Source organism: Bradyrhizobium sp. SZCCHNPS1003 (genome assembly GCF_032381555.1).
Classification (GTDB): domain Bacteria; phylum Pseudomonadota; class Alphaproteobacteria; order Rhizobiales; family Xanthobacteraceae; genus Bradyrhizobium.
This window is the reverse complement of the sequence record NZ_JAUHIU010000023.1, coordinates 53,541-78,845: the sequence shown is the minus strand read 5'-3', so window position 1 is coordinate 78,845 and position 25,305 is coordinate 53,541. Positions and strand designations below refer to the sequence as shown.

21 protein-coding genes are annotated in these 25,305 nt (G+C 66.1%); 12 read left to right on the top strand and 9 right to left on the bottom strand.

Annotated elements, in window-relative coordinates; genetic code table 11:
• The first annotated feature begins 134 nt into the window (after positions 1-134).
• From QX126_RS29695 to QX126_RS29685, 3 genes are all read left to right on the top strand, one after another.
• On the top strand, positions 135-2,198 hold the full coding sequence (locus QX126_RS29695; RefSeq protein WP_315738360.1) for a hypothetical protein: 2,064 nt from the start codon (positions 135-137) through the stop codon (positions 2,196-2,198).
• 199 nt (positions 2,199-2,397) lie between these two features.
• A complete protein-coding gene (locus tag QX126_RS29690; protein ID WP_315738361.1) occupies positions 2,398-2,769 on the top strand; it encodes a DUF2946 family protein in 372 nt (123 codons plus the stop codon).
• Positions 2,770-2,931: 162 nt separating this feature from the next.
• Complete coding sequence (locus tag QX126_RS29685) at positions 2,932-5,253, top strand: TonB-dependent receptor (RefSeq protein ID WP_315785732.1); 2,322 nt, start codon at positions 2,932-2,934, stop codon at positions 5,251-5,253.
• Between the two features lie 134 nt (positions 5,254-5,387).
• Here QX126_RS29685 and QX126_RS29680 read toward each other — a convergent pair whose 3' ends face one another.
• Positions 5,388-5,900 (bottom strand): N-acetyltransferase, encoded by a 513-nt coding sequence (locus tag QX126_RS29680; protein ID WP_315757014.1) that lies wholly within the window; start codon positions 5,898-5,900, stop codon positions 5,388-5,390.
• 252 nt (positions 5,901-6,152) lie between these two features.
• On the opposite strand from QX126_RS29680, the gene QX126_RS29675 reads away from it, so the two are divergent.
• From QX126_RS29675 to QX126_RS29660, 4 genes are all read left to right on the top strand, one after another.
• Positions 6,153-7,553 (top strand): ethanolamine ammonia-lyase subunit EutB, encoded by a 1,401-nt coding sequence (locus QX126_RS29675; protein ID WP_315785695.1) that lies wholly within the window; start codon positions 6,153-6,155, stop codon positions 7,551-7,553.
• Positions 7,550-8,332, top strand: coding sequence for an ethanolamine ammonia-lyase subunit EutC (gene eutC / locus QX126_RS29670; RefSeq protein ID WP_315785693.1), 783 nt, complete (start codon positions 7,550-7,552; stop codon positions 8,330-8,332). Before QX126_RS29675 ends, eutC begins: the two co-directional genes overlap by 4 nt.
• Positions 8,325-9,731, top strand: a complete 1,407-nt coding sequence (gene eat / locus QX126_RS29665; RefSeq protein ID WP_315773435.1) for an ethanolamine permease — start codon at positions 8,325-8,327, stop codon at positions 9,729-9,731. Before eutC ends, eat begins: the two co-directional genes overlap by 8 nt.
• Positions 9,732-9,880: 149 nt before the next feature.
• Positions 9,881-10,942 (top strand): AraC family transcriptional regulator, encoded by a 1,062-nt coding sequence (locus QX126_RS29660; RefSeq protein WP_315785691.1) that lies wholly within the window; start codon positions 9,881-9,883, stop codon positions 10,940-10,942.
• Between the two features lie 16 nt (positions 10,943-10,958).
• Here QX126_RS29660 and QX126_RS29655 read toward each other — a convergent pair whose 3' ends face one another.
• The 3 genes from QX126_RS29655 to QX126_RS29645 all read right to left on the bottom strand — a co-directional run bounded on the left by QX126_RS29655 (position 10,959) and on the right by QX126_RS29645 (position 13,712).
• Positions 10,959-12,131, bottom strand: coding sequence for a M20 aminoacylase family protein (locus QX126_RS29655; RefSeq protein WP_315738366.1), 1,173 nt, complete (start codon positions 12,129-12,131; stop codon positions 10,959-10,961).
• 78 nt (positions 12,132-12,209) lie between these two features.
• Positions 12,210-13,142: a glycosyltransferase family 2 protein gene (locus QX126_RS29650; RefSeq protein ID WP_315738367.1), complete on the bottom strand. Its 933-nt coding sequence runs from the start codon at positions 13,140-13,142 to the stop codon at positions 12,210-12,212.
• 48 nt (positions 13,143-13,190) lie between these two features.
• A complete protein-coding gene (locus QX126_RS29645) occupies positions 13,191-13,712 on the bottom strand; it encodes an NUDIX domain-containing protein (RefSeq protein WP_315785688.1) in 522 nt (173 codons plus the stop codon).
• Positions 13,713-13,839: 127 nt separating this feature from the next.
• Between QX126_RS29645 and QX126_RS29640 the strand changes: the two genes are divergently transcribed.
• Positions 13,840-14,724, top strand: a complete 885-nt coding sequence (locus QX126_RS29640) for a metallophosphoesterase (protein ID WP_315785685.1) — start codon at positions 13,840-13,842, stop codon at positions 14,722-14,724.
• Between the two features lie 15 nt (positions 14,725-14,739).
• On the opposite strand, the gene QX126_RS29635 is transcribed toward QX126_RS29640, so the two are convergent.
• Together QX126_RS29635 and QX126_RS29630 are read right to left on the bottom strand one after the other, a co-directional pair.
• Positions 14,740-15,288 (bottom strand): hypothetical protein, encoded by a 549-nt coding sequence (locus QX126_RS29635; RefSeq protein WP_315785682.1) that lies wholly within the window; start codon positions 15,286-15,288, stop codon positions 14,740-14,742.
• 238 nt (positions 15,289-15,526) lie between these two features.
• Positions 15,527-15,733 carry a hypothetical protein gene (locus tag QX126_RS29630; protein WP_315717315.1) on the bottom strand — a complete coding sequence of 69 codons (207 nt, stop codon included), beginning with the start codon at positions 15,731-15,733 and terminating at the stop codon, positions 15,527-15,529.
• Between the two features lie 195 nt (positions 15,734-15,928).
• Between QX126_RS29630 and QX126_RS29625 the strand changes: the two genes are divergently transcribed.
• The gene (locus tag QX126_RS29625; RefSeq protein ID WP_315785679.1) at positions 15,929-17,374 is read left to right on the top strand and encodes a short-chain fatty acyl-CoA regulator family protein; all 1,446 of its coding nucleotides are present in this window, start codon (positions 15,929-15,931) and stop codon (positions 17,372-17,374) included.
• A 654-nt stretch (positions 17,375-18,028) separates the two neighbouring features.
• Here QX126_RS29625 and QX126_RS29620 read toward each other — a convergent pair.
• Both QX126_RS29620 and QX126_RS29615 read right to left on the bottom strand, forming a co-directional pair.
• The gene (locus QX126_RS29620; RefSeq protein WP_315785677.1) at positions 18,029-18,286 is read right to left on the bottom strand and encodes a hypothetical protein; all 258 of its coding nucleotides are present in this window, start codon (positions 18,284-18,286) and stop codon (positions 18,029-18,031) included.
• 85 nt (positions 18,287-18,371) lie between these two features.
• Positions 18,372-19,058, bottom strand: a complete 687-nt coding sequence (locus QX126_RS29615; protein ID WP_315785674.1) for an L-2-amino-thiazoline-4-carboxylic acid hydrolase — start codon at positions 19,056-19,058, stop codon at positions 18,372-18,374.
• A 153-nt stretch (positions 19,059-19,211) separates the two neighbouring features.
• Between QX126_RS29615 and QX126_RS29610 the strand changes: the two genes are divergently transcribed.
• From QX126_RS29610 to mdoH, 3 genes are all read left to right on the top strand, one after another.
• Positions 19,212-19,838 (top strand): LysR family transcriptional regulator, encoded by a 627-nt coding sequence (locus QX126_RS29610; RefSeq protein WP_315785671.1) that lies wholly within the window; start codon positions 19,212-19,214, stop codon positions 19,836-19,838.
• A 190-nt stretch (positions 19,839-20,028) separates the two neighbouring features.
• Entirely contained in the window at positions 20,029-21,525 is a 1,497-nt protein-coding gene (locus QX126_RS29605; protein WP_315785668.1) for a glucan biosynthesis protein G, read from the top strand.
• Positions 21,513-23,642, top strand: coding sequence for a glucans biosynthesis glucosyltransferase MdoH (gene mdoH / locus QX126_RS29600; RefSeq protein ID WP_315785665.1), 2,130 nt, complete (start codon positions 21,513-21,515; stop codon positions 23,640-23,642). The genes QX126_RS29605 and mdoH overlap by 13 nt, the downstream gene beginning before the upstream one ends.
• 18 nt (positions 23,643-23,660) lie before the next feature.
• Here mdoH and QX126_RS29595 read toward each other — a convergent pair whose 3' ends face one another.
• Positions 23,661-24,959, bottom strand: coding sequence for a TadE/TadG family type IV pilus assembly protein (locus tag QX126_RS29595; RefSeq protein ID WP_315738376.1), 1,299 nt, complete (start codon positions 24,957-24,959; stop codon positions 23,661-23,663).
• Positions 24,960-25,305 lie beyond the last annotated feature (346 nt).

Below are 25,305 nucleotides of genomic sequence, written 5' to 3'. Positions count from 1 at the left end.
GCCACGCGCAGCCGCGCCAAAACCTCCGTCGTCACGCCCGGCCTTGAGCCGGGCATCCACGCCCCTGTTTTCCGAGGGAATGACGTGGATGGCCGGGACAAGCCCGGCCATGACGAAGCCAGCGAGTTTGCCTCATGAATTACGGCATCGCGTTCACGCCTCTGGTCCCGACAGTCGTGCTGTGGCTCGCGATCGGCGCGATCGTCGTCATCGCCGCGCTCCTGTTGCTCGGCCGCTCGCGCTCGGCCTGGATCCGCGTCACCGCGCTCGCCTTGATCGCGCTCGCGCTGGCCAATCCGCAGTTCACGCGCGAGGACCGCGAGCCGCTAAGCTCGGTCGCCGCCGTCGTGGTCGACAAGAGCCCGAGCCAGAATTTCGGTGACCGCAACAAGCAGACCCAAGCGGCCCAGGAGTCGCTGGTCGACAGCTTGAAGAAGATCAAGGGCCTCGAGGTCCGCGTGGTCGATGCCGGTCAGGCCGATGGCGAGACCGACGGCACGCATCTGTTCAGCGCGCTGACCTCGGCGCTGTCGGACGTCCCGGTCGATCGGGTCGCGGGCGCCTTCCTGATCACGGATGGACGCGTCCACGACATTCCCGGCAACGTTGCCGCGCTCGGCTTCCAGGCTCCGCTGCAGGCCCTGATCACGGGCCAGAAGGCCGAGCGCGACCGCCGCGTCGCGATCACCGCCGCCCCTCGCTTCGGCATCGTCGGCCAGCCGCAGACGATCAGCTTCCGGCTCGACGACCAGGGCGTCAGCGGCGCCAGCGCCAAGGTCGTGATCCGGCGCGACGGCGAGGTCATCAGCGAACGCACCTTGACCAGCGGCCAGGCCGCCAATGTCGACGTCGACATCAAGCACGAAGGCCAGAACATCGTCGAGATCGAGGCCTCGCCGCTCGACAACGAGCTGACCCTCGTCAACAACCGCGCCGTGGTCTCGATCGACGGCGTCCGCGACAAGCTGCGCGTGCTGCTGGTGTCGGGCGAGCCGCATTCCGGCGAGCGCACCTGGCGCAACCTGCTGAAGTCGGACGCCAGCATCGATCTCGTCCACTTCACCATCCTGCGGCCGCCGGAGAAGCAGGACGGCACCCCGATCAACGAATTGTCGCTGATCGCGTTTCCGACCCGCGAGCTGTTCCAGCAGAAGATCAACGAATTCCAGTTGATCATCTTCGACCGCTACGCCCGCCAGGGCGTGTTGCCGATCGCCTATTTCGACAACATCGCGCGCTACGTGCGCAATGGCGGCGCGGTGCTGGTCTCGGCCGGGCCGGACTACGCCTCCAACACCAGCATCTGGCGCACACCGCTCGATTCGGTGCTGCCCGCCGAGCCGGTCGGTGTCACCGAGAAGCCCTTCTATGCGCATCTATCTGACGCCGGCAAACGGCATCCGGTTACGCGCGGCCTCGAGGGCTCGGGCTCCGAGCCGCCGCGCTGGAGCCGCTTCTTCCGCACCGTCGAGACGCGTAATGCGGTCAGTCCGCCGGTCATGACCGGCGCCGATGGCAAGCCGCTCCTGCTGCTGTCGCGCTTCGGCGCCGGCCGCGTCGCTCTGCTGCTGTCCGACCACATCTGGCTGTGGGCACGCGGCTACGAAGGCGGCGGACCGCATCTCGATCTGCTCAGGCGGATGTCGCACTGGCTGATGCAGCAGCCTGATCTCGACGAGGAAGCGCTGCGGCTCCAGATTCAAGGCAAGGATCTCGCCGTCATCCGCCAGACCATGGGCGACACCGTCCCGCCGGTGACCGTGACCTCGCCGTCCGGCACCACGCGCGAGCTCACTCTGAGCCAGGGCGATCCCGGCGAATGGCGCGCGACCCTGCCCGCCAACGAGCTCGGCCTGTGGCAGGCGACCGACGGCACGCTGAAGGCGCTGATCAATGTCGGCCCGACCAATCCGAAGGAATTCTCCGAGGTCACCTCGACCACCGAAACCCTGAAGCCGCTGGCACAGGCGACCGGCGGCGACGCCCGCCGCATCGCCGACGGCTCCGGCATCGACCTGCCGCGTATCGTCCCCGTCAGGTCATCGACGCTGTTCAGCGGCGACGGCTGGATGGGCGTGCGGATGCGCGACGCCAGCGTGGTCAAGGGCGTCGGCGTGCTGCCGATGTTCGCCGGCGTGATCGGCCTGCTGCTGCTGCTCGGCGCGCTCGCCGCAACCTGGGTGCGCGAGGGACGCTGACACGAAGACACACGCGCACCACGGCGGCGCGCGACGTGGCGCGAAGGGCACAGCGAGCCGGTTTCCATCCGTTGCCGCGGCGCTCTGATTGACAGCTAAGAGGCGCCTCTGCGATGTTACATTGTAACAAAGGCTGAGCCTCTCAGCCGAACGGGGTGGCCTACTCACATGAGCCAGATCACATGAGCCAGAGCTGGCGATGAGCTGGTTTCGCGCGAACATCAAAGATGTCTCGCGGCTCGCGCTGTTGGCGCTGGTGCTGCAATTCGCGCTCGCGTTCGGCCATGTTCATTGGCTCTCCACGCAGAGCCTGGACGGCAGTCGTATCACGACCGCACAGGCCCATACCGGCTCCTCTCCCGCAAGCCAGGACCCCGACCAGCAGCCCTCCGCCGATGGCTGCGCCATCTGCGCCGTCATGGCGATGGCGCAATCGATCCTGCTATCACCGACGCCCGTTCTGACGCCTCCTGAAGCGGTGGCATTTCGTCTGCCCGATGCGATCACCGCCACTGTCGCGGCTGTTGTCGTCGACACCGCCTTCCAGCCGCGCGCTCCTCCCATCGCCTGATCTGAACCGCTCGAAACGCCGCCACGGTTGCGCTCACGCGCACGGCGGCCGCGTGCAGGAATGGGTCCGTCGCAAGCCGACGGCAGGCGCATCCCGCCAGCAACGAAAGACGTGGGACGCCTGATCAGGATCAGGAATTGAACGATGTTGTCGAGAGCCTTGATGTCGGGCTGCAGCGCCGCAGCCATGTTGTGCGTTTTGGGTGCGCCCGCGCGCGCTGACGATCCGAAGCCGGCGGCCGAGTTGCCCGAGGTCAACGTGACAGCGCCGAGCCCGATACGGGCACGGAAGCCGGTGGTGCCGCGGCCCAATCCTACCGCGCGCGTCGCGCGCGGGCCCCGTGCGCCGACGCCAGCGCGAGAAGCACAATCAGCGCCACCGCCGCCGCAACAGGGTGTGCTGCCTGTCGTCACCGACCAGTTCGCAACCGTCACCGTGGTGCCGAACGAGGAGCTTCGCCGCTCCGGCGCCGCCACGCTCGGCGACCTTCTCAATTCGAAACCCGGCATTACCGGATCGAGCTTCGCGCCGGGCGCCTCGAGCCGGCCGATCATCCGCGGCCTCGACGTCAACCGCGTCGGTATCGTCGAGAACGGCATCGGCGGCGGCGGTGCGTCCGATCTCGGCGAAGATCATTTCGTGCCGATCGATCCGCTCACCAGCGACCAGATCGAGGTCGTTCGCGGCCCCGCGGCGCTGCGCTACGGCTCCACCTCGATCGGCGGCGTCGTCAGCGCTACCAACAACCGCATTCCGCAAGCCCTGCCGACCTGTTCGACCGCGCCGTTTCAGACCTATGGCCTGCCGGCGAGCGCGCCGGCCGCGGGCAGCGCGCCTTGCGTCACCGCGGAAACGCGCACCTCGTTCAGCTCGGTCGACCGCGGCGTCGAGGGCGGCGTGCTGCTCGATGCCGGCGGCGGCAACTTCGCACTTCATGCCGATGCCTACGGCCGCAAGACCGGCGACTATTCGATTCCGGGCTACCCCTATCTGTTCGACCAGACCCGCCCGGTGAACGGCAGGCAGCCGAACTCCGCCGTGCAGAACGATGGCGCCTCGATCGGCGGCAGCTATTTCTTCACCGGCGGCTTCATCGGCGCGGCGATCCAGCAGACCGATGCGCTCTACCACATCCCCGGCATCGACGGCGCCGACAGCCGGACCCGGATCGACGCACACCAGACCAAGATCACCGCCAAGGGCGAGTATCGCCCGGACTCCGCGGCGATCGATGCGATCCGATTCTGGGCCGGCGCGACAGACTATCGGCACAATGAGCTCGGCCTTGCAGCCGTCACCGACCCGACCACCGATGGCGTGCGCCAGACCTTCACCAATCGCGAGCAGGAAGCGCGCGTCGAGATGCAGATGATGCCCGTCAATCTGCGCTTCGCCACGCTGACGACCGCCTATGGCGTGCAGGCCGGGCACCAGGAGCTGAATGCGCCGAGCCCCGACAACCCCGGCTCGGTGTTCAACGGCCTGTTCGGCCCCAACACCAACAATCGCGTCGCCGGCTATGTCTTCAATGAGTTCGCCTTCTCGCCCTCGACCAAGGCGCAGGTCGCCGGCCGGATCGAGCACGTCGCGCTGAACGGCTCCACACCGAACTTTCCGGTCGACTATCTGCCGGACGGCACGCCGCAAGCCAACATCGCCCGCAATCCGTCGTACACGCCGAAGAGCGCGAGCGTCGGCCTGTTGCAGAACCTGCCGGGCGATCTGGTGGCGAGCGTGACCGCGCAATATGTCGAGCGCGCGCCGAAGCCAGCCGAGCTGTTCTCGCGCGGCGGCCATGATGCGACCGCAACCTTCGACATCGGCAATCCGAACCTGACCATCGAGACGGCCAAAACCGTCGAGGCCGGGCTGCGCAAGGCGACCGGCCCGTTCCGCTTCGAGGCCACGGCCTACTACACGCAGTTCAGCAACTTCATTTATCGCCGGCTGACCGGCGTGATGTGCGACGACGATTTCGCGTCCTGCGGCACCACGGGCACCGCGCTGAACCAAGCGGTCTATTCGCAGCGCAACGCGCTGTTCCGCGGCTTCGAGTTCCAGAGCCAGTACGATGTCGCCCAGCTCGGCACCGGCATCTGGGGCATCGAGAACCAGTTCGACGTCGTCCGAGCCACCTTCCCGGGTGGCGTCAACGTGCCGCGGATCCCGCCGATGCGCGTCGGCGGCGGCCTGTTCTGGCGCGATGCCAACTGGCTGACCCGCATCAATCTGCTGCACGCTTTCGCGCAGAACGACATCGCGCCGATCGCGGAGACTCCGACGCCCGGCTACAACCTGCTCAAGGCAGAGGTCAGCTACCGGACCAAGCTCAACCCGAACATGTTCGGCGCGCGCGAGATGCTGGTCGGCCTCGTCGGCAACAATCTGCTCAACGAGAAGATCCGCAACTCGGTCTCCTACACCAAGGACGAGGTGCTGCTGCCCGGCATCGGCGTGCGGATCTTTGCCAATCTCAAGTTCTGATTGCGAGCTCAGAGGGGCGTGAAACGCGACAACCCCCTTCCTTCGTCATTTCGAGGAGCGAAGCGACGAAGCAATCCAGACTTCTCTTGGGGCTCTGGATTGCTTCGCTTCGCCGCTTCGCTCGCAATGACGACCTACCTAGCGTAGTCCCAGTCAGGACGGATCGCGCCCTCGACGTCCTCGAACGCGCCGTCGACGAGCTCGTTCACCAGCAGCCGGTTGTAGTCGACCGGGCCCGGCATGATCGCCCGGCCTTTCGGCACCGGCTTGAACCCGACACGGCTGTAGTAGGCGGCGTCGCCGACCAGCAGGATCAAGCGATGGCCCTGCGCCCGCGCGTCCGCGATCGAGCGCTCCATCAGCATGCGGCCGATGCCGTGCTTGCGGAACGGCGGCTCGACCGTCAGCGGCCCGAGCATCAGCGCCTTGGTGTCACCGACGCAGATCGGGAGCTGCCGCACCGAGCCGACCAGCAAAGTGCCGATATGGGCGGTGAACGACAGCGCGAGCAGATGATCGACGTGCTCGCGCAAGCGGTAGGCGCTCAGCACGAAGCGGCCGGGGCCGAAGGTGCGCTCATGCAGCCGCTCGATCGCCTGCGCGTCGCCCGGCTTTTCGGCGGAGATCGTAATGGACAGGTCACTCATGTGGGGTGGCGAGATAGCATTCTGGAGCGGCGCGGTCCATGGCGGGCCGTCCACGTGTTGACAGCATTCGCCCGCCGCCGGGGGGGGCACCGATGCCAATTTTCTGAGCATTCGCGTGGCGTGACCGAAGATTGTGCTAAGATGTCAAGTTTCCGGAGCCGCCCTCGCTTAACCTGCCTCAGGTCATGAGCGTTGTGGTCGCCGTCGCGGCCGCTGGGACCGCTCTGACGCAGCACGAGCGGCAGGTCGAAGATGACGGGTGCGTTCCGGTCGCGCCATCGCGGCGAAACTCATGTGTTCGATGATCTCAAGACGCTGTTGGCCTGCGCCTCGCCGCGCCGGTCCGGCGATGAGCTGGCTGGCCTCGCAGCCGACGGCGCCGCGCGGCGGGTGGCGGCGCGGATGGCGCTCGCCGACGTGCCGCTGCGGCGTTTCCTCGACGAGCCGCTGATTCCCTATGAGAGCGACGAGGTCACGCGCCTCATCCTCGACAGCCACGATGCCGCCGCATTCGCGCCCGTCGCGTCGCTGACCGTCGGCGAATTGCGCGAATGGCTGATGTCCTGGGAGGCGGACGCTGACCGGCTGGCCGCCCTCGCGCCGGGCCTGACGCCGGAGATGGTGGCCGCGGTCTCCAAGCTCTGCGGCAATGGCGATCTCGTCGCTGTCGCCGCCAAATGCCGGGTCGTGACCCGCTTCCGCTCCACGATCGGCTTGGAGGGGCGGCTGTCGTCGCGGCTGCAGCCGAACGATCCGACCGACGATCCCCGGGCGATCGCCGCAGGCACGCTCGATGGCCTGCTGTTCGGCATGGGCGATGCGGTGATCGGCATCAATCCCGCGACCGACAATGTCGAGGCCTGCATCCGCCTGCTCACGATGCTCGATGATCTCAGGCTCAAATTCGAGGTGCCGACGCAGTCCTGCGTGCTGAGCCACGTCACGACCTCGATCCAGGCGATCGAGAAAGGCGCGCCGCTCGATCTCGTCTTCCAGTCGATCGCCGGCACCGAGGCTGCCAATGCCGGCTTCGGCGTGACCCTGGCGCTGCTGGCCGAGGCGCAGGACGCGGCCTTGTCGCTGAAGCGCGGCACGATCGGCAACAACGTCATGTATTTCGAGACCGGCCAGGGCGCGGCGCTGTCGGCCGAGGCTCATCACGGCCTCGATCAGCAGACCGTCGAGGCCCGCGCCTACGCGGTGGCGCGCGCCTTCTCGCCGCTGCTGGTCAACACCGTGGTCGGCTTCATCGGTCCCGAATACCTCTACGACGCGAAGGAGATCATCCGCGCCGGGCTGGAGGATCATTTCTGCGCCAAGCTGCTCGGCGTGCCCATGGGCTGCGATGTCTGCTACACCAACCATGCCGAGGCCGATCAGGACGACATGGACGATCTGGCGCTGCTGCTTGCGGCGGCCAACGTCAACTTCCTGATCGCCGTGCCCGGCGCCGACGATATCATGCTGAACTATCAGAGCCTGTCGCATCACGACGTGATGCGGCTGCGGCATCTGCTCGGCCGCCGCCCGGCGCCGGAGTTCGAGGCCTGGCTGGCGCGGATGGGCCTGCTCGACCAAAGCGGCCGCATGCCGCCATTACCGGGCAGCGCGCCTTCCGTAGTCCGGCTGATCGGCCAGGGAGCGCGGGCATGAGGGACGATCCGTTCGACCTGCTGCGCGGGATGACGCGCGCCCGCGTCGCCCTCGGCCGCTCCGGCGACGGGCTTCCGACCGCAGCGAAGCTGGAATTCCAGATGGCGCATGCGCTCGCGCGCGATGCCGTATGGAGCAAGGTCAATTTCGACGGCATCGCCGACGCGCTCGCGCCGCGCGAGGTGATCAAGGTCGCGAGCGCAGCGACGGACCGCGCCAGCTATCTGCGCCGGCCCGACCTCGGGCGTCGCCTGGCCGCGGAGGATGCCGCCAGGCTAACATCCGGTCCGTACGATCTCGTCTTCATCATTGCCGACGGGCTGTCGGCGGATGCGGTCGAAAGCCATGCCGCCGCTGTCGTGATCGCCACCGCGGCGCGTCTGACAGGCCTGTCTATCGGCCCGGTCGTGCTGGCTTCGCAGGCGCGCGTGGCGCTGGGTGACGCTGTCGGCGCCGCGATGCGCGCCCGGCTGGTGGCGGTCCTGATCGGCGAGCGTCCGGGTCTGTCGGCGGCGGATTCCCTGGGTGTGTATCTGACACTGCACCCTGCCCCTGGCCTGCGCGACAGCGCGCGCAACTGCATCTCCAACATTCACCACCATGGGCTGTCGGCCGAGCGCGCCGCCGACAAGCTGGCCTGGCTGGTGCGCGAGGCGCTGCGGATCGGCGTCACCGGCATCGGCCTCAAGGAGGCGGCGCCGGACGCCGCGATCGAGACGACCACACCGTCATCACAAATCACCCATCACAAACAGACAGGAGCGACTGGACATGAGTGACGAGACCAAACCGACGCTTTCGAAGAGCCTGACCGGACTCCATCTCTGGGGCATCGCGGTCGGGCTCGTCATCTCCGGCGAATATTTCGGCTGGAGCTATGGTTGGGACAAGGCCGGCACGCTCGGCTTCCTCGTCACCACGATCTTCATCGCGGTGATGTATACGACCTTCATCTTCTCCTTCACCGAGCTCACCACCGCGATCCCGCATGCCGGCGGGCCCTTCGCCTATTCCTACCGTGCCTTCGGCCCGCTCGGCGGCTTCGTCGCCGGCTTTGCGACACTGATCGAATTCGTGTTCGCACCGCCTGCCATCGCGCTCGCCATCGGCGCCTATCTCAACGTCCAGTTTCCGGCGCTGTCGCCCAAAACCGCCGCGCTCGGCGCCTATGTGGTGTTCATGGCCCTCAACATCGCGGGCGTATCGATCGCAGCGACGTTCGAGCTGTTCGTCACGGTCCTGGCGATTGGCGAGCTCCTGGTGTTCATGGGCGTCGTGTCGCCCGGTTTTTCCTTCGCCAATTTCACCGCCAACGGCTGGGCCGGTGAGAATTCGTTCTCGCTGGCGAGCATCGGCGGCATCGTCGCAGCGATCCCCTTCGCGATCTGGTTCTTCCTGGCGATCGAAGGTGCCGCCATGGCCGCGGAGGAGACCAGGAATCCGACGAGGACCGTTCCTCGCGCCTACATTGCCGGCATCCTGACGCTCGTCGTGCTCGCCTTCGGCACCATGATCATGGCCGGCGGCGTCGGCGACTGGGCGAAGCTCGCCAACATCAATGATCCCTTGCCGCAGGCGATGAAGATCGTGGTCGGCGAGAACTCCGGCTGGCTGCACATGCTGGTGTGGATCGGCCTGTTCGGTCTGATCGCCTCGTTCCACGGCATCATCATGGGCTATTCGCGGCAGATCTTCGCGCTGTCGCGCGCCGGCTTCCTGCCGGCCAAGCTCGCCGCACTGCATCCGACCTGCCGCACGCCGCATTGGGCGATCCTGGCCGGCGGCGTGATCGGCATCGCCGCGATCTACTCCGACGAGCTCATCCAGTTCGCCGGACAGACGCTGACGGCGAACATCGTCACCATGAGCGTGTTCGGCGCGCTCGTGATGTACATCATGAGCATGGCCGCTCTCTTCCGCCTGCGCGCCACCGAGCCCAATCTTATCAGGCCGTTCAAGGCGCCGCTCTATCCGGTGCTCCCGGCCGTGGCGCTGGTGTGTGCGACGCTCTCGCTGCTCACGATGATTTGGTTCAACCTGCAGGTGTTCGCAGCCTTCGTGGTGCTGTTCGCCGCCGGTCTGCTGCTCTATCGTCTGACGGCCGGCAAGCGCGGCAACGCGGCGAATGACGATCTGCTCGACATCGCTTTGACCGAGGCCCGCGCCATGGCCGACTGATCCGCCAGGGCCCGCGAGATCCAGGAACGAGGCAAGCCCTCCGCGTCCCTGCGCGGAGGGCTTTATCGATAGCCCGCTTCGGCAGGCACGTGACTTGCATAACTACGAGGTGTCAACCGACGGCGTACGTCCTCAAAGGCGAGGATTTTATGGCACAGCCTCTTGCAGCCGAACGCGAGCATCCGCGCGACCGCAGCCGGAACATTTTGGCCGCTGCTGCGACCGGTGTCGCTGATTTCATCGCCCTGACGGGAGGCCGTCCGGAAGCGGTATTCGAACGGGTGGGCATCGATGCCGAATGCCTGGGCCAGACCCGCCGCGCGCTCGACCTCGCCGACTATGTCGCGATGATGGAAGACGCCGCGCAGGAGACCGGCAACGACAATTTCGGACTGTGGTTCGGCCAGCGCTACCAGCCGCAGATGCTCGGCCTGATCGGCGAGATCGCGCTGTCCGCGCCGACGCTCGGTTCGGCGATCGAGCACCTCGCGCTGTGGTTTCCCTGGCATCAGCAGGCCACCGAGACCCGCCTCGCCCGCAAGGACGGCTTTCTCCGCCTCGAATATCGCATCCTCGACGGCTCGATCGTCGATCGCCGGCAGGATGCCGAATTGACCATGGGCATGTTCGCGAACGTCTTCCGCGCGTGCCTGCCATCGGGCTGGGCGCCTGACATGGTGCTGTTCGAGCATGCCCGGCCGGCCGCCTGGCGCGATCATGAGGCAGCCTTCGATGCCGACGTCGGATGGTCGCAAGGCACCAATGCGCTGGTGTTTCGCGACCGCGGCCTGGACCGCGCCATGCCAGGGGCCGATCTGTCACGCCTGCAGCGGCTCACGACCGATCTTGCCAGTGTCGCCGGCTCGTGCGGCACGCCGGCGTTCCTCGATCTGGTCCGCGGCGAGATCAGGCGGCGGCTGTCAGCCGGCGCGCTGCATCTCGAGGAGGTCGCCGACGCGCTGTCGACCACGCCGTGGACGTTGCAGCGCCGGCTTGCCGAGTTCGGCGCCACCTTCTCCGACCTCGTCGAGGCGACCCGGCTCGACCTCGCCCGCCACTATCTGCGCCAAGCGCATCTGCCGCTCGGCGACGTCGCCTTCCTGCTCGGCTATTCCGAGGCGTCCGCGTTCTCCCGTGCCTTCGCGCGCTGGAGCGGCTGCAGCCCGCGGCAGTGGCGCCAACGGTCATTGCAAGCGACGGCTCGCAGCTAGCGCCACGCCGCCGGCATCAATCAGCCGGCATCGTCTTCTCGACCAGCCGCACCCAATAGGAGGCGCCATGGCCGAGAATGTTGTCGTTGAAGCGATAGGCCGGGTGGTGGCAATCCTTGCCGTCGCCCATGCCGAGGAAGACGAAGGCGCCGGGACGGGCCTGCAGCATGAAGGCGAAATCCTCGGCCCCCATCAGCGGCGGCGCATTGTCGACCACCCGCTCCGCGCCGACAACGTCGCGGGCGACATCAGCTGCGACGCCGGTCTCGCGCGCATGGTTCATCGTGATCGGGTAGAGCCGCGTGTATTTCGTCGTCGCCTCACCGCCATAGGTGCGGGCGATGCCGTCGGCGACCTCGGCAATTCGGCGCTCCACCAGGTCCTGCACCTCGGGATCGAGCGTGCGCACGGTCCCCTTCAATTCGACGGTCTCCGGAATGACGTTCATCGCCTTGCCGGCCTCGACGACGCAGATCGAGATCACCGCCGACTTGATCGGATCGACGTTGCGCGACACGATCGACTGCAGCGCCGTGATGATGTGCGCAGCGATCAGCACGCTGTCGACCGCCTTGTGAACCCCGGCGCCGGCATGACCGCCCTTGCCGCGGACGGTGATCTCGAGCTGGTCCGATGACGCCAGCATCGGGCCCGGCCGCAGCGCGAAGACGCCTTCGGGCACGCCCGGCGCATTGTGCAGACCGTAGACCTCCTGGATGCCCCAGCGGGTCATCAATCCATCGTCGACCATCGCCTTGCCGCCGGCGCCGCCCTCCTCGGCGGGCTGGAAGATCACGATCGCGGTGCCGTCGAAATTGCGCGTGTCGGCGAGATGCTTGGCGGCACCCAGCAGCATCGCGGTATGGCCGTCATGGCCGCAGGCATGCATCAGGCCCGGCGTCTTCGACGCATAGGGCACCCCCGAGGCTTCCTCGATCGGCAGCGCATCCATGTCGGCGCGCAGGCCGACGGTGCGACCTGAACTCGTCCGACGGCCGCGGATGACACCGACCACGCCGGTGCGCCCGATGCCCGTCACCACCTCGTCACAACCGAATTCGCGCAAGCGCTCGGCGACGATGCCGGCGGTGCGATGCACCTCGTACATCAATTCCGGATGTTCGTGGAAATCATGGCGCCAGGCGGCCATGTCGTCGGCGAGCGCGGCGATGCTGTTGAGGATGGGCATGGAGGCGGTGTTCTCGTTCAGGACGTTGGCGCCCGAACCATGACCGGAACGGTGGACGGACACAAGCTTTCGCCTGCATCACCCCTCGATCGGCGCGTGTGACAGATAGGCCAGCAGCTTCATCTCGCGGCGACCGCGGGTGACGGTGTCGAGCACGAGGCCCGACGAGGCCGACAGCAGCGCCATGATCATCAGGCCCATCGACAGCACGGCGGTCGGCAGCCGCGGCACCAACCCGGTCTCGATATAGGTGACGAAGATGGGAATCGCGAAGCCGATCGAGACCAGCGCGAGGAAGATGCCGATCGCGCTGAAAAAGCGCAGCGGCTTCTCCGAGCGGTACAGCTTCAGGATCGTGCCGAGGATGCGGAAGCCGTCGCGCCAGGTGTTGAGCTTGGAGACGGACCCTTCGGGCCGCGCGTAGTATGGCGTCGCGACCTCGGCCACCGGCAGCGCCAGCTCCAGCGCATGCACGGTGAGCTCGGTCTCGATCTCGAAGCCGTCGGAGAGGACGGGGAAGGATTTGACGAAACGGCGCGAGAATACGCGGTAGCCGGACAGGATGTCCTTGAAGGCCTGGCCGAACACCTCGGCGAGGAAGCTCGTCAGCATCCAGTTGCCGGTGCGATGACCCATGCGATAGGCGGCCTGCTCCTGGTCGACGCGCAGACCCACCACCATGTCGAGCCGCTCGCTGACGAGACGCGCGATCATGCCGGGCGCACTCGGCGCGTCATAGGTCGCGTCGCCATCGACCAGGACGTAGATGTCAGCATCGACATCGGCGAACATGCGCCGGACGACGTGGCCCTTGCCCTGCCGCCGCTCAGAGCGCACCTCGGCGCCGGCCGCGCGCGCGACCTCGATCGTGCGGTCCTTGGAATTGTTGTCGTAGACATAGACCGTGGCCGTCGGCAACGCCTGCTTGAAATCGCGGACCACGGTGGCGACCGCGGCCTCCTCATTGTAGCAGGGCACCAGCACGGCGATCCGCATCGAAGGTGATATCATCGACCCCTCTCCCACGGCCGGGAGACTGCCCTCATTCGGTGCAGAAATTCATAATGATCCGGCGGCAACGTGCTGTTCCGGCCGCCAGGTGGGAATGACCTTAACGCCGTCTAGCACCTCGCGCAGGCGGGAGAGCGTGCCGAGCGTCGTTCCCTCCGGCAGCGCATCAAATGCGAAGAATCCGGTCTCCACGATCTCGAGGTTCGGCTCCGGCGGCCGGTCCTGCGTGAACCTTTTGATAACGAAGACGACGACGTGGTCGCGCGACGAGACGTGGCTGTTGAGGAAGATGCCGTGCAGCTCCGGCTCGCCTTCGAGCGCGATCCGGCCCTCCTCGAACAGCTCCCGCGTCAGCGCCTCAATGAACGTCTCGCCGACCTCGACGCCGCCGCCCGGCAGGTGCCAACCCGAGACATAGCCATGCCGGACCAGGAACACGCGGTTCTCGGCATCCAGCACCACGCCGCGGACGCCGAGCGTCATGCCGCGGGCGAAGCGCCAATAGAGATGGAAGCCGCGCCGGAGCACGGGCTCGAACCGGATCCGCAGCCGGCTCAGATGTGTCGTCATCGCTGTCGTCGTCCTGGTTGTTCTTGCGCTCGCTGGCAGGGCTTGTCATGAGAGCCGGGCACCACGAGGGATAGCACGAGATGACATCTGGGCGCGCTTGCATCCGCCATCGGCACCGAGGGGCATAATGGCCGCCTTCACGCTCGCCCATCTGTCCGACCCGCATCTCGCGCCACAGCACAAGCCGCGCCTGTCGGAGCTCGCCGGCAAGCGCGCGCTCGGCTATCTCAACTGGACGCGCAATCGCTACAAATACCATCGCCGCGATATCCTCGATCTGCTCATCTCCGATCTGCACGCGCAGATGCCGGACCAGATCGCCGTCACCGGCGATCTGGTCAATTTCGCCCTGGAATCCGAATTCCCCATCGCCCAGGCCTGGCTGCGGACGGTGGGGCCGCCGGACAGGGTCACCGCGATCCCGGGCAATCACGACGCCTATGTGCGCTCGACCCGGCTGCGCTTCGCCGAGAGCTTTGCCGACTATTTCGGCGGCGATGCCGCGGGACCGGCAACGTTTCCGTCGCTGCGCCGGCGCGGGCCGCTGGCGCTGATCAGCCTGTCCTCGGCCGTGCCCTCGGCGCCGTTCATGGCGACGGGACGGATCGGCAGCGCGCAACTCGCCGCGCTTGAGCTGCTGCTCGAATCGCTGGCGCACGAGCAGCTGTTCCGCGTGCTGCTGGTGCATCATCCGCTGCGCTCGGCCCACCGGATGAAGCGGCTGACCGACGCCAAGAAGCTGATCGCGCTGCTCGCGCGCCATGGCGTCGAGCTGATCCTGCACGGCCATGACCACGTGCATTCGACCATCTGGATCGACGGCCCGGAGCGCAAGATCCCGGTCGTCGGCGTGCCCTCGGCCTCCTCGATCGCGCATGGCCACTATCCAGCCGCGGCCTACAACATGTTTGCCATCAGCAGCGACGGCAATCACTGGCGCTGCGACATGACCGTGCGCGCGGTCAACGAGGCGCTGCGCGTGCGCGAAATCCGCGAGGTCCGCCTGCTTTGAGTCGCGGCCAAGTCCTCAGATCTGCTGCAGGCTCGCATAGAACGCGACCCCGAACAGCGACAGCGCGCCAAGCACGAAGCCGAGCACGAACGGCCAGAACCCGCCGCGCCGCCGCGCCGCCTCGCTGGTCTCCTTCGCCTGAGCCCGGGCGACGCTGAAGGCACGCTCGCGCTCGACCATGCGGCGGGCGACGTAGTCGGTGACGGCTTTCACGATCGCACCGATGTCGTGCGACTCGACGAGCACGATGCGGCCGTTGCGGGTGTCCTGCACGAAGCGATACTGCCGCTTGTCACGCCCCATCACGACATGGGCGACGACGTCGATCCACAGCCGCGGCGTCTCGCCCTGGCTGATGCCACGGTCGAACAGATCGAGCTGGCTCGGGATCTCCGCGAACAGGGGGTCGAGCGCGTCGTTGAGGATCTCCAGCCGAGCCACCTCGGCGTCGCGCAGGTCGACCACCACGCCCGTTCGGTCCGCGGCCTCGATCCGGGCCTGGCGCAGCGCTTCGCGCAGGCGCACGGGGCGGGAGTCTGTGCTGCTATCGGCGGCCTCGGACATCGCTCACGCTTTCACGGTTCGGCCCTGGTTTCGCCAGGTTCCCACCGTGTAAACCTAGCAGTAACCCAGTATTCTGCAATCCCCTTTCATCTTCAATGGGTTATAAGCACGCCGTCGTAACCACGAAAAGGACGTGGGCGGCCCCCCGCCGATGTGATCCGGCTGAGACCGCCCCGTCCTTGGGCTCTTCCTCGAGCTTATTGAAATACCCGGCAATGCATTCCTTTGCGCGGCCGCGTCAGGCGGCCGGAGCGCGCTGCGGTTCCTCGACGATCGAGAACCGCACGCCAGCCTTGTGGCGGTTCTCCTCGGACACCTCGCGCCAGCAATCCTCGGCTTCCTTGCGCGACTTGAACGGACCCTTCACCTGGGCCGAGCCTTCCACCAGCTTGTGGAAATTCATCGAGCCGAACTCGCCGCCGATCACCCAGAAATTGCTGCTCATGAGACTCTCCTTCAACCGTCACAATTTTGACAGTGCATTGCGAATTGCGTGACAGGAGATAAACGCGAGTCCGGCTGTTTCGTATAGAGCCCTTGTTTTCGAATGGTGATGTGATGTAACATCATCACTTGTCATAAATGTCATTTTGTAAATTTTGTCACAAAGGCGGGCCGGCCGGCCCGAAGGGGGATCGCGATGCCCGGCGAATCCGGAAAGAAGCTGTTCGTCGGCCCGCGCTTCAGGCGCATCCGCCAGCAATTGGGGCTGTCGCAGACCCAGCTCGCCGAGGGCCTCGGGATCTCGCCGAGCTATGTCAACCTGATCGAGCGCAACCAGCGCCCGGTCTCTGCCCAGATCCTGCTGCGGCTGGCCGAGACCTACGACCTCGACCTGCGCGACCTCGCCAGCGCCGACGAGGACCGCTTCTTCGCCGAGCTCAACGAGATCTTCTCCGATCCGCTGTTCCGCCAGATCGAGCTGCCCAAGCAGGAGCTGCGCGATCTCGCCGAGCTCTGCCCCGGCGTCACCCACGCGCTGCAGCGGCTGTACGCGGCCTACACCGAGGCGCGCCGCGGCGAGACCCTGGTGGCGGCGCAGATGGCCGACCGCAACGAGGGCGCCCGTTTCGAGGCCAACCCGATCGAGCGCGTGCGGGACCTGATCGAAGCCAACCGCAACTATTTCGCCGAGCTCGAGCAGCAGGCCGAAAGCCTGCGCGACGCGCTCGACGTGCCGGCCGAGGCGCTCTATGCGGCGCTCGCGGCGCGGCTGCGCGAAAAACATTCGGTGCAGACCCGCGTCATGCCGGTCGACGTGATGCGCGAGACCCTGCGCCGCTACGATCGCCACCGCCGCCAGTTGCTGATCTCCGAGCTGGTCGACGGTCCCGGCCGCACCTTCCAGCTCGCCGTGCAGCTCGGCATGGCCGAATGCCTGCCGCAGTTCGAGCTCATCATCGGCCGCGCCGGTGCGCTCGACGACACCGCGCGGCGGCTGTATCGCATGACGCTGGCGAGCTACTTCGCCGCCGCCGTGATGATGCCCTACGCCCCGTTTCTCGCCGCGGCCGAAGCGCTCAACTACGACATCAACGTGCTGGCGCAGCGCTTCAACACCGGCTTCGAGCAGGTCTGCCACCGCCTCACCACCCTGTCGCGCCCGAACGCCCGCGGCATCCCGTTCTTCATGCTGCGCGTCGACAATGCCGGCAACGTCTCCAAGCGCTTCTCGTCGGGCACCTTCCCGTTCTCCAAGTTCGGCGGCACCTGCCCGCTGTGGAACGTGCATTCGACCTTCGACACGCCCGACCGCCTTCTGAAGCAGATCATCGAGCTGCCGGACGGCTCGCGCTATTTCTCGATCGCCCAGATGGTGCGCCGCCCGGTGGCGCCGCATCCGCTGCCGCAGCCGCGCTTCGCCATCGGCCTCGGCTGCGAGATCCGCCACGCATCGCGCCTGGTCTATGCCGCCGGCATCGATCTGGAGAAAACAGAGGGCACTCCGATCGGCGTCAACTGCCGGCTCTGCGAACGCGAAAACTGCGCCCAGCGCGCCGAGCCGCCGATCACGCGGACGCTGATCCTGGATGAGACGACGCGGCGCGTCAGCTCGTTCGCGTTCAGCAATGCGAGGGAGCTTTGAGACCACGGTTCTCTCCTCCGTCATTCCGGGGCGCGCATAGCGCAAACCAGGAATCCATCCGACGACACCACCTGCGGCCCGATGGTTTCCGGGCTCGCGCTTCGCGCGCCCCGGAATGACACTGGGTTTTTAGCCCCATCTATCCACATCATTGCGAGCGAAGCGAAGCAATCCAGAGTCGCATACCGAGGCCTGGATTGGATCGCTTCGCTTGCAACGACGTCGAGATATGAAAGTCGCGATAACGCTCGAAGACGCATGCGTCCACCCTCTCGCAGCGCATCTGCGCCCGAGCTTTGCTATGAGTTGGCCCCCTTGAATACAGAGGGCGCAGGGAAGACCGGGAGCGCGCCGCCCCCATGGCCCCCGTGCGTGAAGAAATGCACGGGGCAGGAACCACAGGTTCGGCTGGGACATCCCGGCCCTCCCTGCACAATGGCTTTACGGCTTACTCCGTGCTCTCCCCAGGGACCGGCTGTCTTGCCCCTGTCGCAAGCGCCATCGTCGGCGCGAACTTGATCTCAGCACCGGGAGATCAGGACCACACGGCTTGACCGTGCGCATCGGACTGTTCGTCGGCGCGATCGCTCGCGCTGCAGCCCGACACGCCCACCGCATCCCGCCCCCACGTTCGTGACGATCGCGATACGTCCCTCAGATCGGAACGGGATGCGCCATACAATCATTTTTTCTGAAAAAAAGAAAGACCTTTTTCCGCATCCACGGCGATTTTTTCCAACCGCCCGCGACACCGCGCTTGGCGTAGCTGACGACGCAGTGTTCGCGATGCGCCGCAGGGTGGGCAAGGCAGCCGACCGCAGGGCGGATACGTCCCCCCTCCGTCACGAGCGCGCAGACACAATGGTGGGCGCGGCGCGCAGCGAGCAGCGCCAGATGCAGAAAGCGCCGCATGCGCGCCTTTGCCCACCCTACGAACTGCAATCGCTAAGAGAGCTTTCGTTTGGAAGAACCTCGCGTTGCCAAAGAATGATCCGACCTAATCCGAGGCCTGCCGCGAGAAGCGGAAGTTGCAGTGGCTTGCGCCACCGGCCAGCGTCTGCGTCCGATCGAGCCGGACGCCGCGCGTCGCATAGGCGTCGACGTCCAGCCCGCAGATGTTCGGCAGGATGTCCTTGTCACCATGACGAGCGGCGAATTTGCAGAAGCCGCAAGCCTTGTAGTCGATGCCGAATTCGAAGGTGTCACTCGGGCCGGGCTCGACGACATCGTAGACGAAGTCGTCAGGAAATTCGCGCCGATGGCTTTCCGATGTACTCAACGCCGCCTGTTGACGCAAGAAGCTCCGGTTCTCGGGCGACATGAATCGGCGGCCCGCTTCGAGACGCTGCGCTTCAGGCTCCGTGAGCAGCTGCGCCTTGTGGACCTCTCGTTCGATGTCGCCGATCACGTCGGATGGCAAGCCGTGTCGCCGGAGCACACGGCTCATGGCCATGAAGCCGATGAGCTGCATGAAGAACGCGGTCATGCGGCTTGCGGCGCCTCCGACATATGGAAGCTGGTTGAGCACGACGTCGAACTCCTTCATGACGTCGGCCCTGATTGCATCGATGTCAGACAGCTCAGCCCGCTGGCTCAGGAAGGGACCGGCAAGGTCGAGGCGCTGGCGCATGGCGTCCTGCATGCCGCCGATGTGCGTCTGGTAGAAGAGATGGATATCGGACATCGAACCTCCTTCGTTGCCGGACCTGTCCGGCCAGCACGTTGAGCAAGCAACCCTACCCGCGACCATCCGCGCGCCTCAAAGCAGAGTTTCTGCGGCTCAGCGAAAGAAAATCTATTGCAGGCCTACGGACCTGCCGTGCCAGAGTGCCTGACGATGACCTACAGCCTCCCTCCCCTGAACGCGCTCCGAGCCTTCGAAGCTGCGGCGCGACATCTCAGCTTCAAGCTGGCTGCGCATGAGCTGCATGTGACGCCCGCCGCTATCGGGCAGCACGTGAAGGCCCTCGAACTGCGCCTCGGGGTGCGTCTGTTCGAGCGGCTGCACAAGCAACTCGTCCTGACGGCGGAGGGAAAGTCCTATCTGGTCGGGATCTCCGACGGCTTTCGCCGCATCGCAGATGCGACCTTGCAGCTCAAACCCCGATGCGCGGTGCTGCTGCAACTGGGCGTCCACGACGGCTTCGATTTGCGTCGCCTCGCGCTGGAGCATTTCCGCGGCATACATCCCGACATCGGATTGCGGGTCGTGCAGCCGGCCGGCTTGCATGAGTTGGTCGAAGGGAAGGTCGACGTGTTGATCGGCCGTGGCCTTAGCAACCATCCCGGCTATCGCTGCGACAGGATCGAAGGGAGCAGCGGCTTGGGAGACTGGCTCATCGCACCTGAAGGGACGGCGGAGTGTCCGGAAGTGACGGGCTTGCGCGTATGGTTGCGTTCCAGATCGGCTGACGCCTTGCCGATCGACCGTCGACCAGGTCGGATCGGACTCGTCCGACGTTGAAGCCTCCCCCCTCGCCTTTGCCAATATAGAGCCGTGCGAGCAACGACCGGTCAGCGGCGTCATGATCGTCGTTCATGTGCCGTTCGGACACGACGATCGATTGTTCGGGCTGAAGGGTCGCGCTTCCCGATGGAACCCGACGCCTTCAGAAATGTTGCTCCGCAGTTCCATGCAGCAAAGCGAGAATAAGTTGAATCGTCGTCAGTTCATTCAATCTGCGGCTGCGATCCCGGTCGCCGCATCGCTGGCGCGGAGTGCGTCGGCAGCGGCGCAGCCGTTCAGTGCAGCCACTGTCCGCGACCTCGCGCGCAATCTCGCGGCCAAGCCCTACGCTGCGCCGGACGACAAGCTGCCGGACGCGCTGGCCAAGCTCGACTACGACGCCTATCGCTCGATCCGCTTCCTGCCGAACCATGCGCTGTGGCGCGGCGATAACCTGCCGTTCCAGGCGCAGTTCTTCCACCGCGGCTCCATCTACAAGGACCGGGTCGACATCTACGAGATTGCCGACGGGCAGGCCAAGCCCGTGGCCTATCGTCCGGAGGACTTTGCATTCGGTCAGCAGGTCGCGGCGTTCCCGGCCGCCGATCTCGGCTTTGCCGGCTTCCGCATCCACGCGCCGATGAACCGGCCGGACTACTACGACGAGGTCTGTGTGTTTCTTGGCGCGAGCTATTTTCGCGCGGTCGCCAAGGGCGAGATCTACGGGCTCTCCGCGCGGGGGCTGTCGATCGACACCGGCGAGGCCAAGGGCGAGGAATTTCCGGTGTTCAAGGCGTTCTGGCTGGAGAAGCCGACGGGCGGCGCCACCGCGATGGTGGTGCACGCGCTGCTCGACAGCAAGAGCGCCACCGGCTCCTACCGGTTCACCATCCGTCCCGGCGAGACGACCGTGTTCGACGTCGAGGCCTCGCTGTATCCGCGCGTCGAGATCGCTCACGCCGGGCTCGCGCCGATGACCAGCATGTTCTTCTTCGGACCCAACGACCGCAACGACGTCGACGACTTCCGCCCCGCCGTGCACGATTCCGACGGACTGGCGATGTTCAACGGCAAGGGCGAGCAGTTGTGGCGCCCCCTGAGCAATCCGCGAGACCTGCAGGTCAGCGTGTTCAACGATCTCAACCCGCGCGGCTTCGGCTTGATGCAGCGGGAGCGAAAATACGTCGCCTACCAGGATCTGGAATCGCATTTCGAACGGCGGCCGAGCCTGTGGATCGAGCCGATCGGTGACTGGGGTGAAGGCGCGGTGGTGCTGTTCGAGATTCCGACCAAGCAGGAGATCCACGACAACATCGCCGCATTCTGGCGACCGAAGGCGCCGCTCGCCGCCAAGGGCGAGCACAACATGACCTACCGCCTGCATTGGGGCCAGGATGCGCCGAAGCCGCATGCGCTCGCGCGCGTCACTCGCACCGGCGTCGGCGTTCACGGCGAAGGACGGCTGTTCGTGCTCGAGCTCGAGGGAGACGCCTTGAAGGAACTCGATCCGGGCCAGGTCAAAGGCGTGGTCAGCGCCGACAAAGCGGAGGTGACCAACATCGTCACGCAGCCCAACCCCGAGACGGGCGGATGGCGGCTGAGCTTCCAATGTGCCGTGAATGGCGCACCAGTCGAGCTGCGCGCCGAGCTGACCGCCAATGACAAGCTCGTCTCCGAGAGCTGGATCTATCGATGGACGCCGTAACCTCAAGGCAGATGCGCGCGCCTCATCGCGCGGCGATCAACGGCTTCCTTCCCGCAGAAGCGCCGCTCGCGATGGAGCCGTCGCCGCTGCATCACGTTCCGGCGGCGCAACAGGCGATCACGAGCGGGCCACGCATCGCGTTGCGGCGCGCGCTGATCTTCGCCGGCACGGCCGCGTTGACGTTGGCCGGCTGCTACAAGATGTACGAAGTGATCGAGGTCGGCGGGGTGACCGTGCTGGAAGGCATGGTGCTGGTGCTGTTCTCGATCCTGCTTGCGTGGATCGCCTTCGCCTTCGTGTGCGCGCTGGCCGGCTTCTATGCCTTGCTGGGGCGGCGGCGCGATACGATCGCGATCGACATCGACGGCCCTCTGCCCGATCTCGCAAGCCGCACGGCGATGCTGCTGCCGACCTACAACGAGGATCCGCATGCGGTGATGGTGCGGCTGCGGGCCATGATCGAATCCGTCGCCGAGACCGGTCAGGCCGAGCACTTCGACTGGTTTCTGCTGAGCGACACCACTGATCCCGACATCTGGATCGGCGAGGAGGCCGCGTTTCTGGCGCTGCGCGAGGCCTGCGGCACCGATCGCGTGTTCTACCGGCACCGCGCCGACAATGTCGCCCGCAAGGCGGGCAACATCGCCGAATGGGTGCGGCGCTTCGGCGCGGCTCATGATCACATGATCATCCTCGACGCCGACAGCCTGATGAGCGGCCCGACCGTGGTGCGGCTGGCGCATGCGATGGAGCACGCCCCGGAAGCGGCGCTGATCCAGACCCTGCCCGTGATCGTCAACGGCACCAGTCTCTTCGCTCGCCTTCAGCAGTTCGCCGGCCGACTCTACGGGCCGGTCATCGCGGCCGGCAACGCCTGGTGGTACGGCGCCGAAGGCAACTATTGGGGCCACAACGCCATCATTCGCGTCGCGGCGTTCGCGCAGGACGCGGCCCTGCCGGAGTTGCGCGGCCGCAAGCCGTTCGGCGGGCATATTCTCAGCCACGACTTCATAGAAGCCGCGCTGATGCGCCGCGCCGGCTGGGGCATCTACATGACGGTCGACCTCGACGGCAGCTTCGAGGAAGTCCCGCCATCGCTGATCGACCATGCCGCGCGCGACCGCCGCTGGTGCCAGGGCAATCTGCAGCATCTGGCGGTGCTGCCGGCGCGCGGCCTGCATTGGGTATCGCGGCTGCACCTGCTGATCGGCATCGGCGCCTACATCACCGCGCCGCTGTGGTTCGCCTTCCTCGTGCTCGGCATCCTGATTTCGCTGCAGGCCAATTTCGTCCGGCCGGAATACTTCCCGAAGGGCTTTGCGCTGTTTCCGACCTGGCCGGCCCAGGACCCGGTGCTCGCCGCCCAGGTCTTCGCGGCGACGCTCGGCCTGCTGATGCTGCCGAAGCTGCTCGCCTGCCTCGTCACGTTGTTCACGCCGACGCGCCGCCGAGGCTTTGGCGGCGGGTTGCGCCTCTGTGTCGCCGTGCTGGCGGAAACGCTGCTCGCGGCCCTGATCGCGCCTTCGATGATGATCTTCCAGTCGGTCGCCGTGATCGAGATCCTGATGGGGCGTGATGCCGGCTGGCAGGTACAGCGCCGCAGCGACGGCGGCGTGAGCCGGCAGGAGATCTATCGAAAGTTCGCGCTGCCCACCCTGTGCGGCCTCGCAATGGCTGCCAGCGCCTATGCGGTGTCGCTGCCTCTGCTCGCCTGGATGTCGCCGGTCATTGCCGGCCTCGTGCTGTCTATTCCGATCGGACTTCTGACGGGCGGCCGCAGCACCGGCACCGCCCTGTTCGTGACGCCCGAGGACCGGACGCCACCGCGCGTGCTGATCCGGGCGCGGGAGCTTGCCGATGAACCCGAGCCCCGCCGCGAGGCCGCGCTGGTCGCGCTGCAGCGGAATGCCGAGCTGCGGCGACAGCATGTCGATGCCCTGCCCGCGCCACAGCGGCGCGAGCCGGGCGACATCGACGTCGACCTCGCCACCGCCAAGGCGCGGATCGCAGGGGCCGGCTCGTTCACGCAGGCGATCCGCTTCCTGTCGCGCCGTGAGATCCTGGCCGTCCTCAGGGATGGCGCGACGCTGGAGCAGCTCGTCGCACTTCCCGCATGAGCGCCTGGACGACCTGCCCTATTTGGTCAGATGCGCCGATGCGATCGCCTGCTGGAACAGCGCGGTAAGCGCTGCGCCGATGCTGCCACTCGAATCGACCTCGTAGTAGTAACCTGGGCTGGCGCACGATTTCATGATGCCGCTGATCGAATCCCGCCATGGCGCGATATAGGTCGTGTACCAGCTGTTGTTGGTGATCGCGAGATAGGTGGTGTAGAGCACGGCGATCTTGATGCCACGAGCCTTCAACGCATCACAGGTCGTCGTGTTCAGCGGTTCCTGGCAGCGGCCGCCCGAGAGAACTGTCTTGCTGCAGGTGGTCGGATAGGAATAGTCGGCGACGCCGTCGGAGACGAAGAACAGCCATTTCTGCGGCTTGGTCGACGAGCCATCGCCCTGGGTCGGGATGACGCCGTTCATCGCGGACATCGCACCGTCGAAATCGCTGCACATGTCGTTGTTGTAGCCGCTGTAGGGGATCGTCATCAGGTCGAGCGAACCGACCGACGATTTCACCGAGGACATGCTCGAGGACAGGCTGGCGATGGTCGTGAGGCCGAGCGAGCCGCAGTCGCTGCCCAGGCTGTAGACCGCCATGCGGTACTGGTTGCTGACGACCTGGCTGGCGGTCGCCGTGTCCGTGAGCGACTGCGTCGCGCTCCGGACGACGTCGATGCGCATCGTCACGCCCTTCTTCTTGGCGATGGAATAATAGCTGTTGGTCTGCAGCGTCTTCTTCGAGCTCGACGTATAGGTGTCGTGGCAGGCGAAGGCGCACTTGTCGGACGTCGCATTCTGCAGCGTCGTCATGTCGGCCGTGGTTGCGCCGAGGCCCTGCGATGGCGAGTTGTCGAGCAGGACGTAAAAGTCCATATAGGTCGGGAACGAGGCCGAAGCCGACGACGAGGCCGAGACCGTCATGGTCGGGTAGCCGAACATGTGCATGAAGGCCGTCTTGACCACCACGGTGGCGCTGCCGGTCACGGTCCGCGCGGTGACGCTGTCGCTGATATCGATGTTCAGCGAGTCCGCCGCCAGATTGTGCGCCGCCATCTGGCCGTTGAACATGTTGGTCGCCGCCGTCTTGGCATCCGACGCGGCGCCGCGCATGGCGGTGTAGCCGGTCGCAGCCAGCATCGCGGCGTCGATCGAAGCCGACAGCTTCGCCTTGGCGCGCACGGCCATCGAATAGTCGATCGCCGAGCCGACGAAGGCGAGGATCGGGAGCAAAGCAAGCGCGAAGATGATCGCGATGTTGCCGCTCTGGTCGCGACGGAAACGCGACAATAGCCTGAGGTATCTATTTCCGGCCAACACGGCCACACTCCAACGAACACGGTGATGTTGCCGGGAATGTTGCGGATCAAGCGTTGCATTGGAATTGATGGAATTGCCGAGAATTGGTTACGTTGCGTTTCCGATTGTCGTAAGCGGCCTTCCGGCGGTGTCGATGCACCACTCAGAGTGACATGACTGCCATGCGGACAGTGTTTTTGGCGGGCCCAACACGGAATGCCGGGCGGGTCTCATCCGCCCGCCGCCCCCTGATCTGCGCGGTACCCCTCCTCTGGTACCCCGATTGCAAAGCGGCGGCGCCGATTGCATAGTCCGCGCGGTTTGCAGCGCCGGGGCGCGCTGATTCTCTGGGGGAGTTGGGGACGAC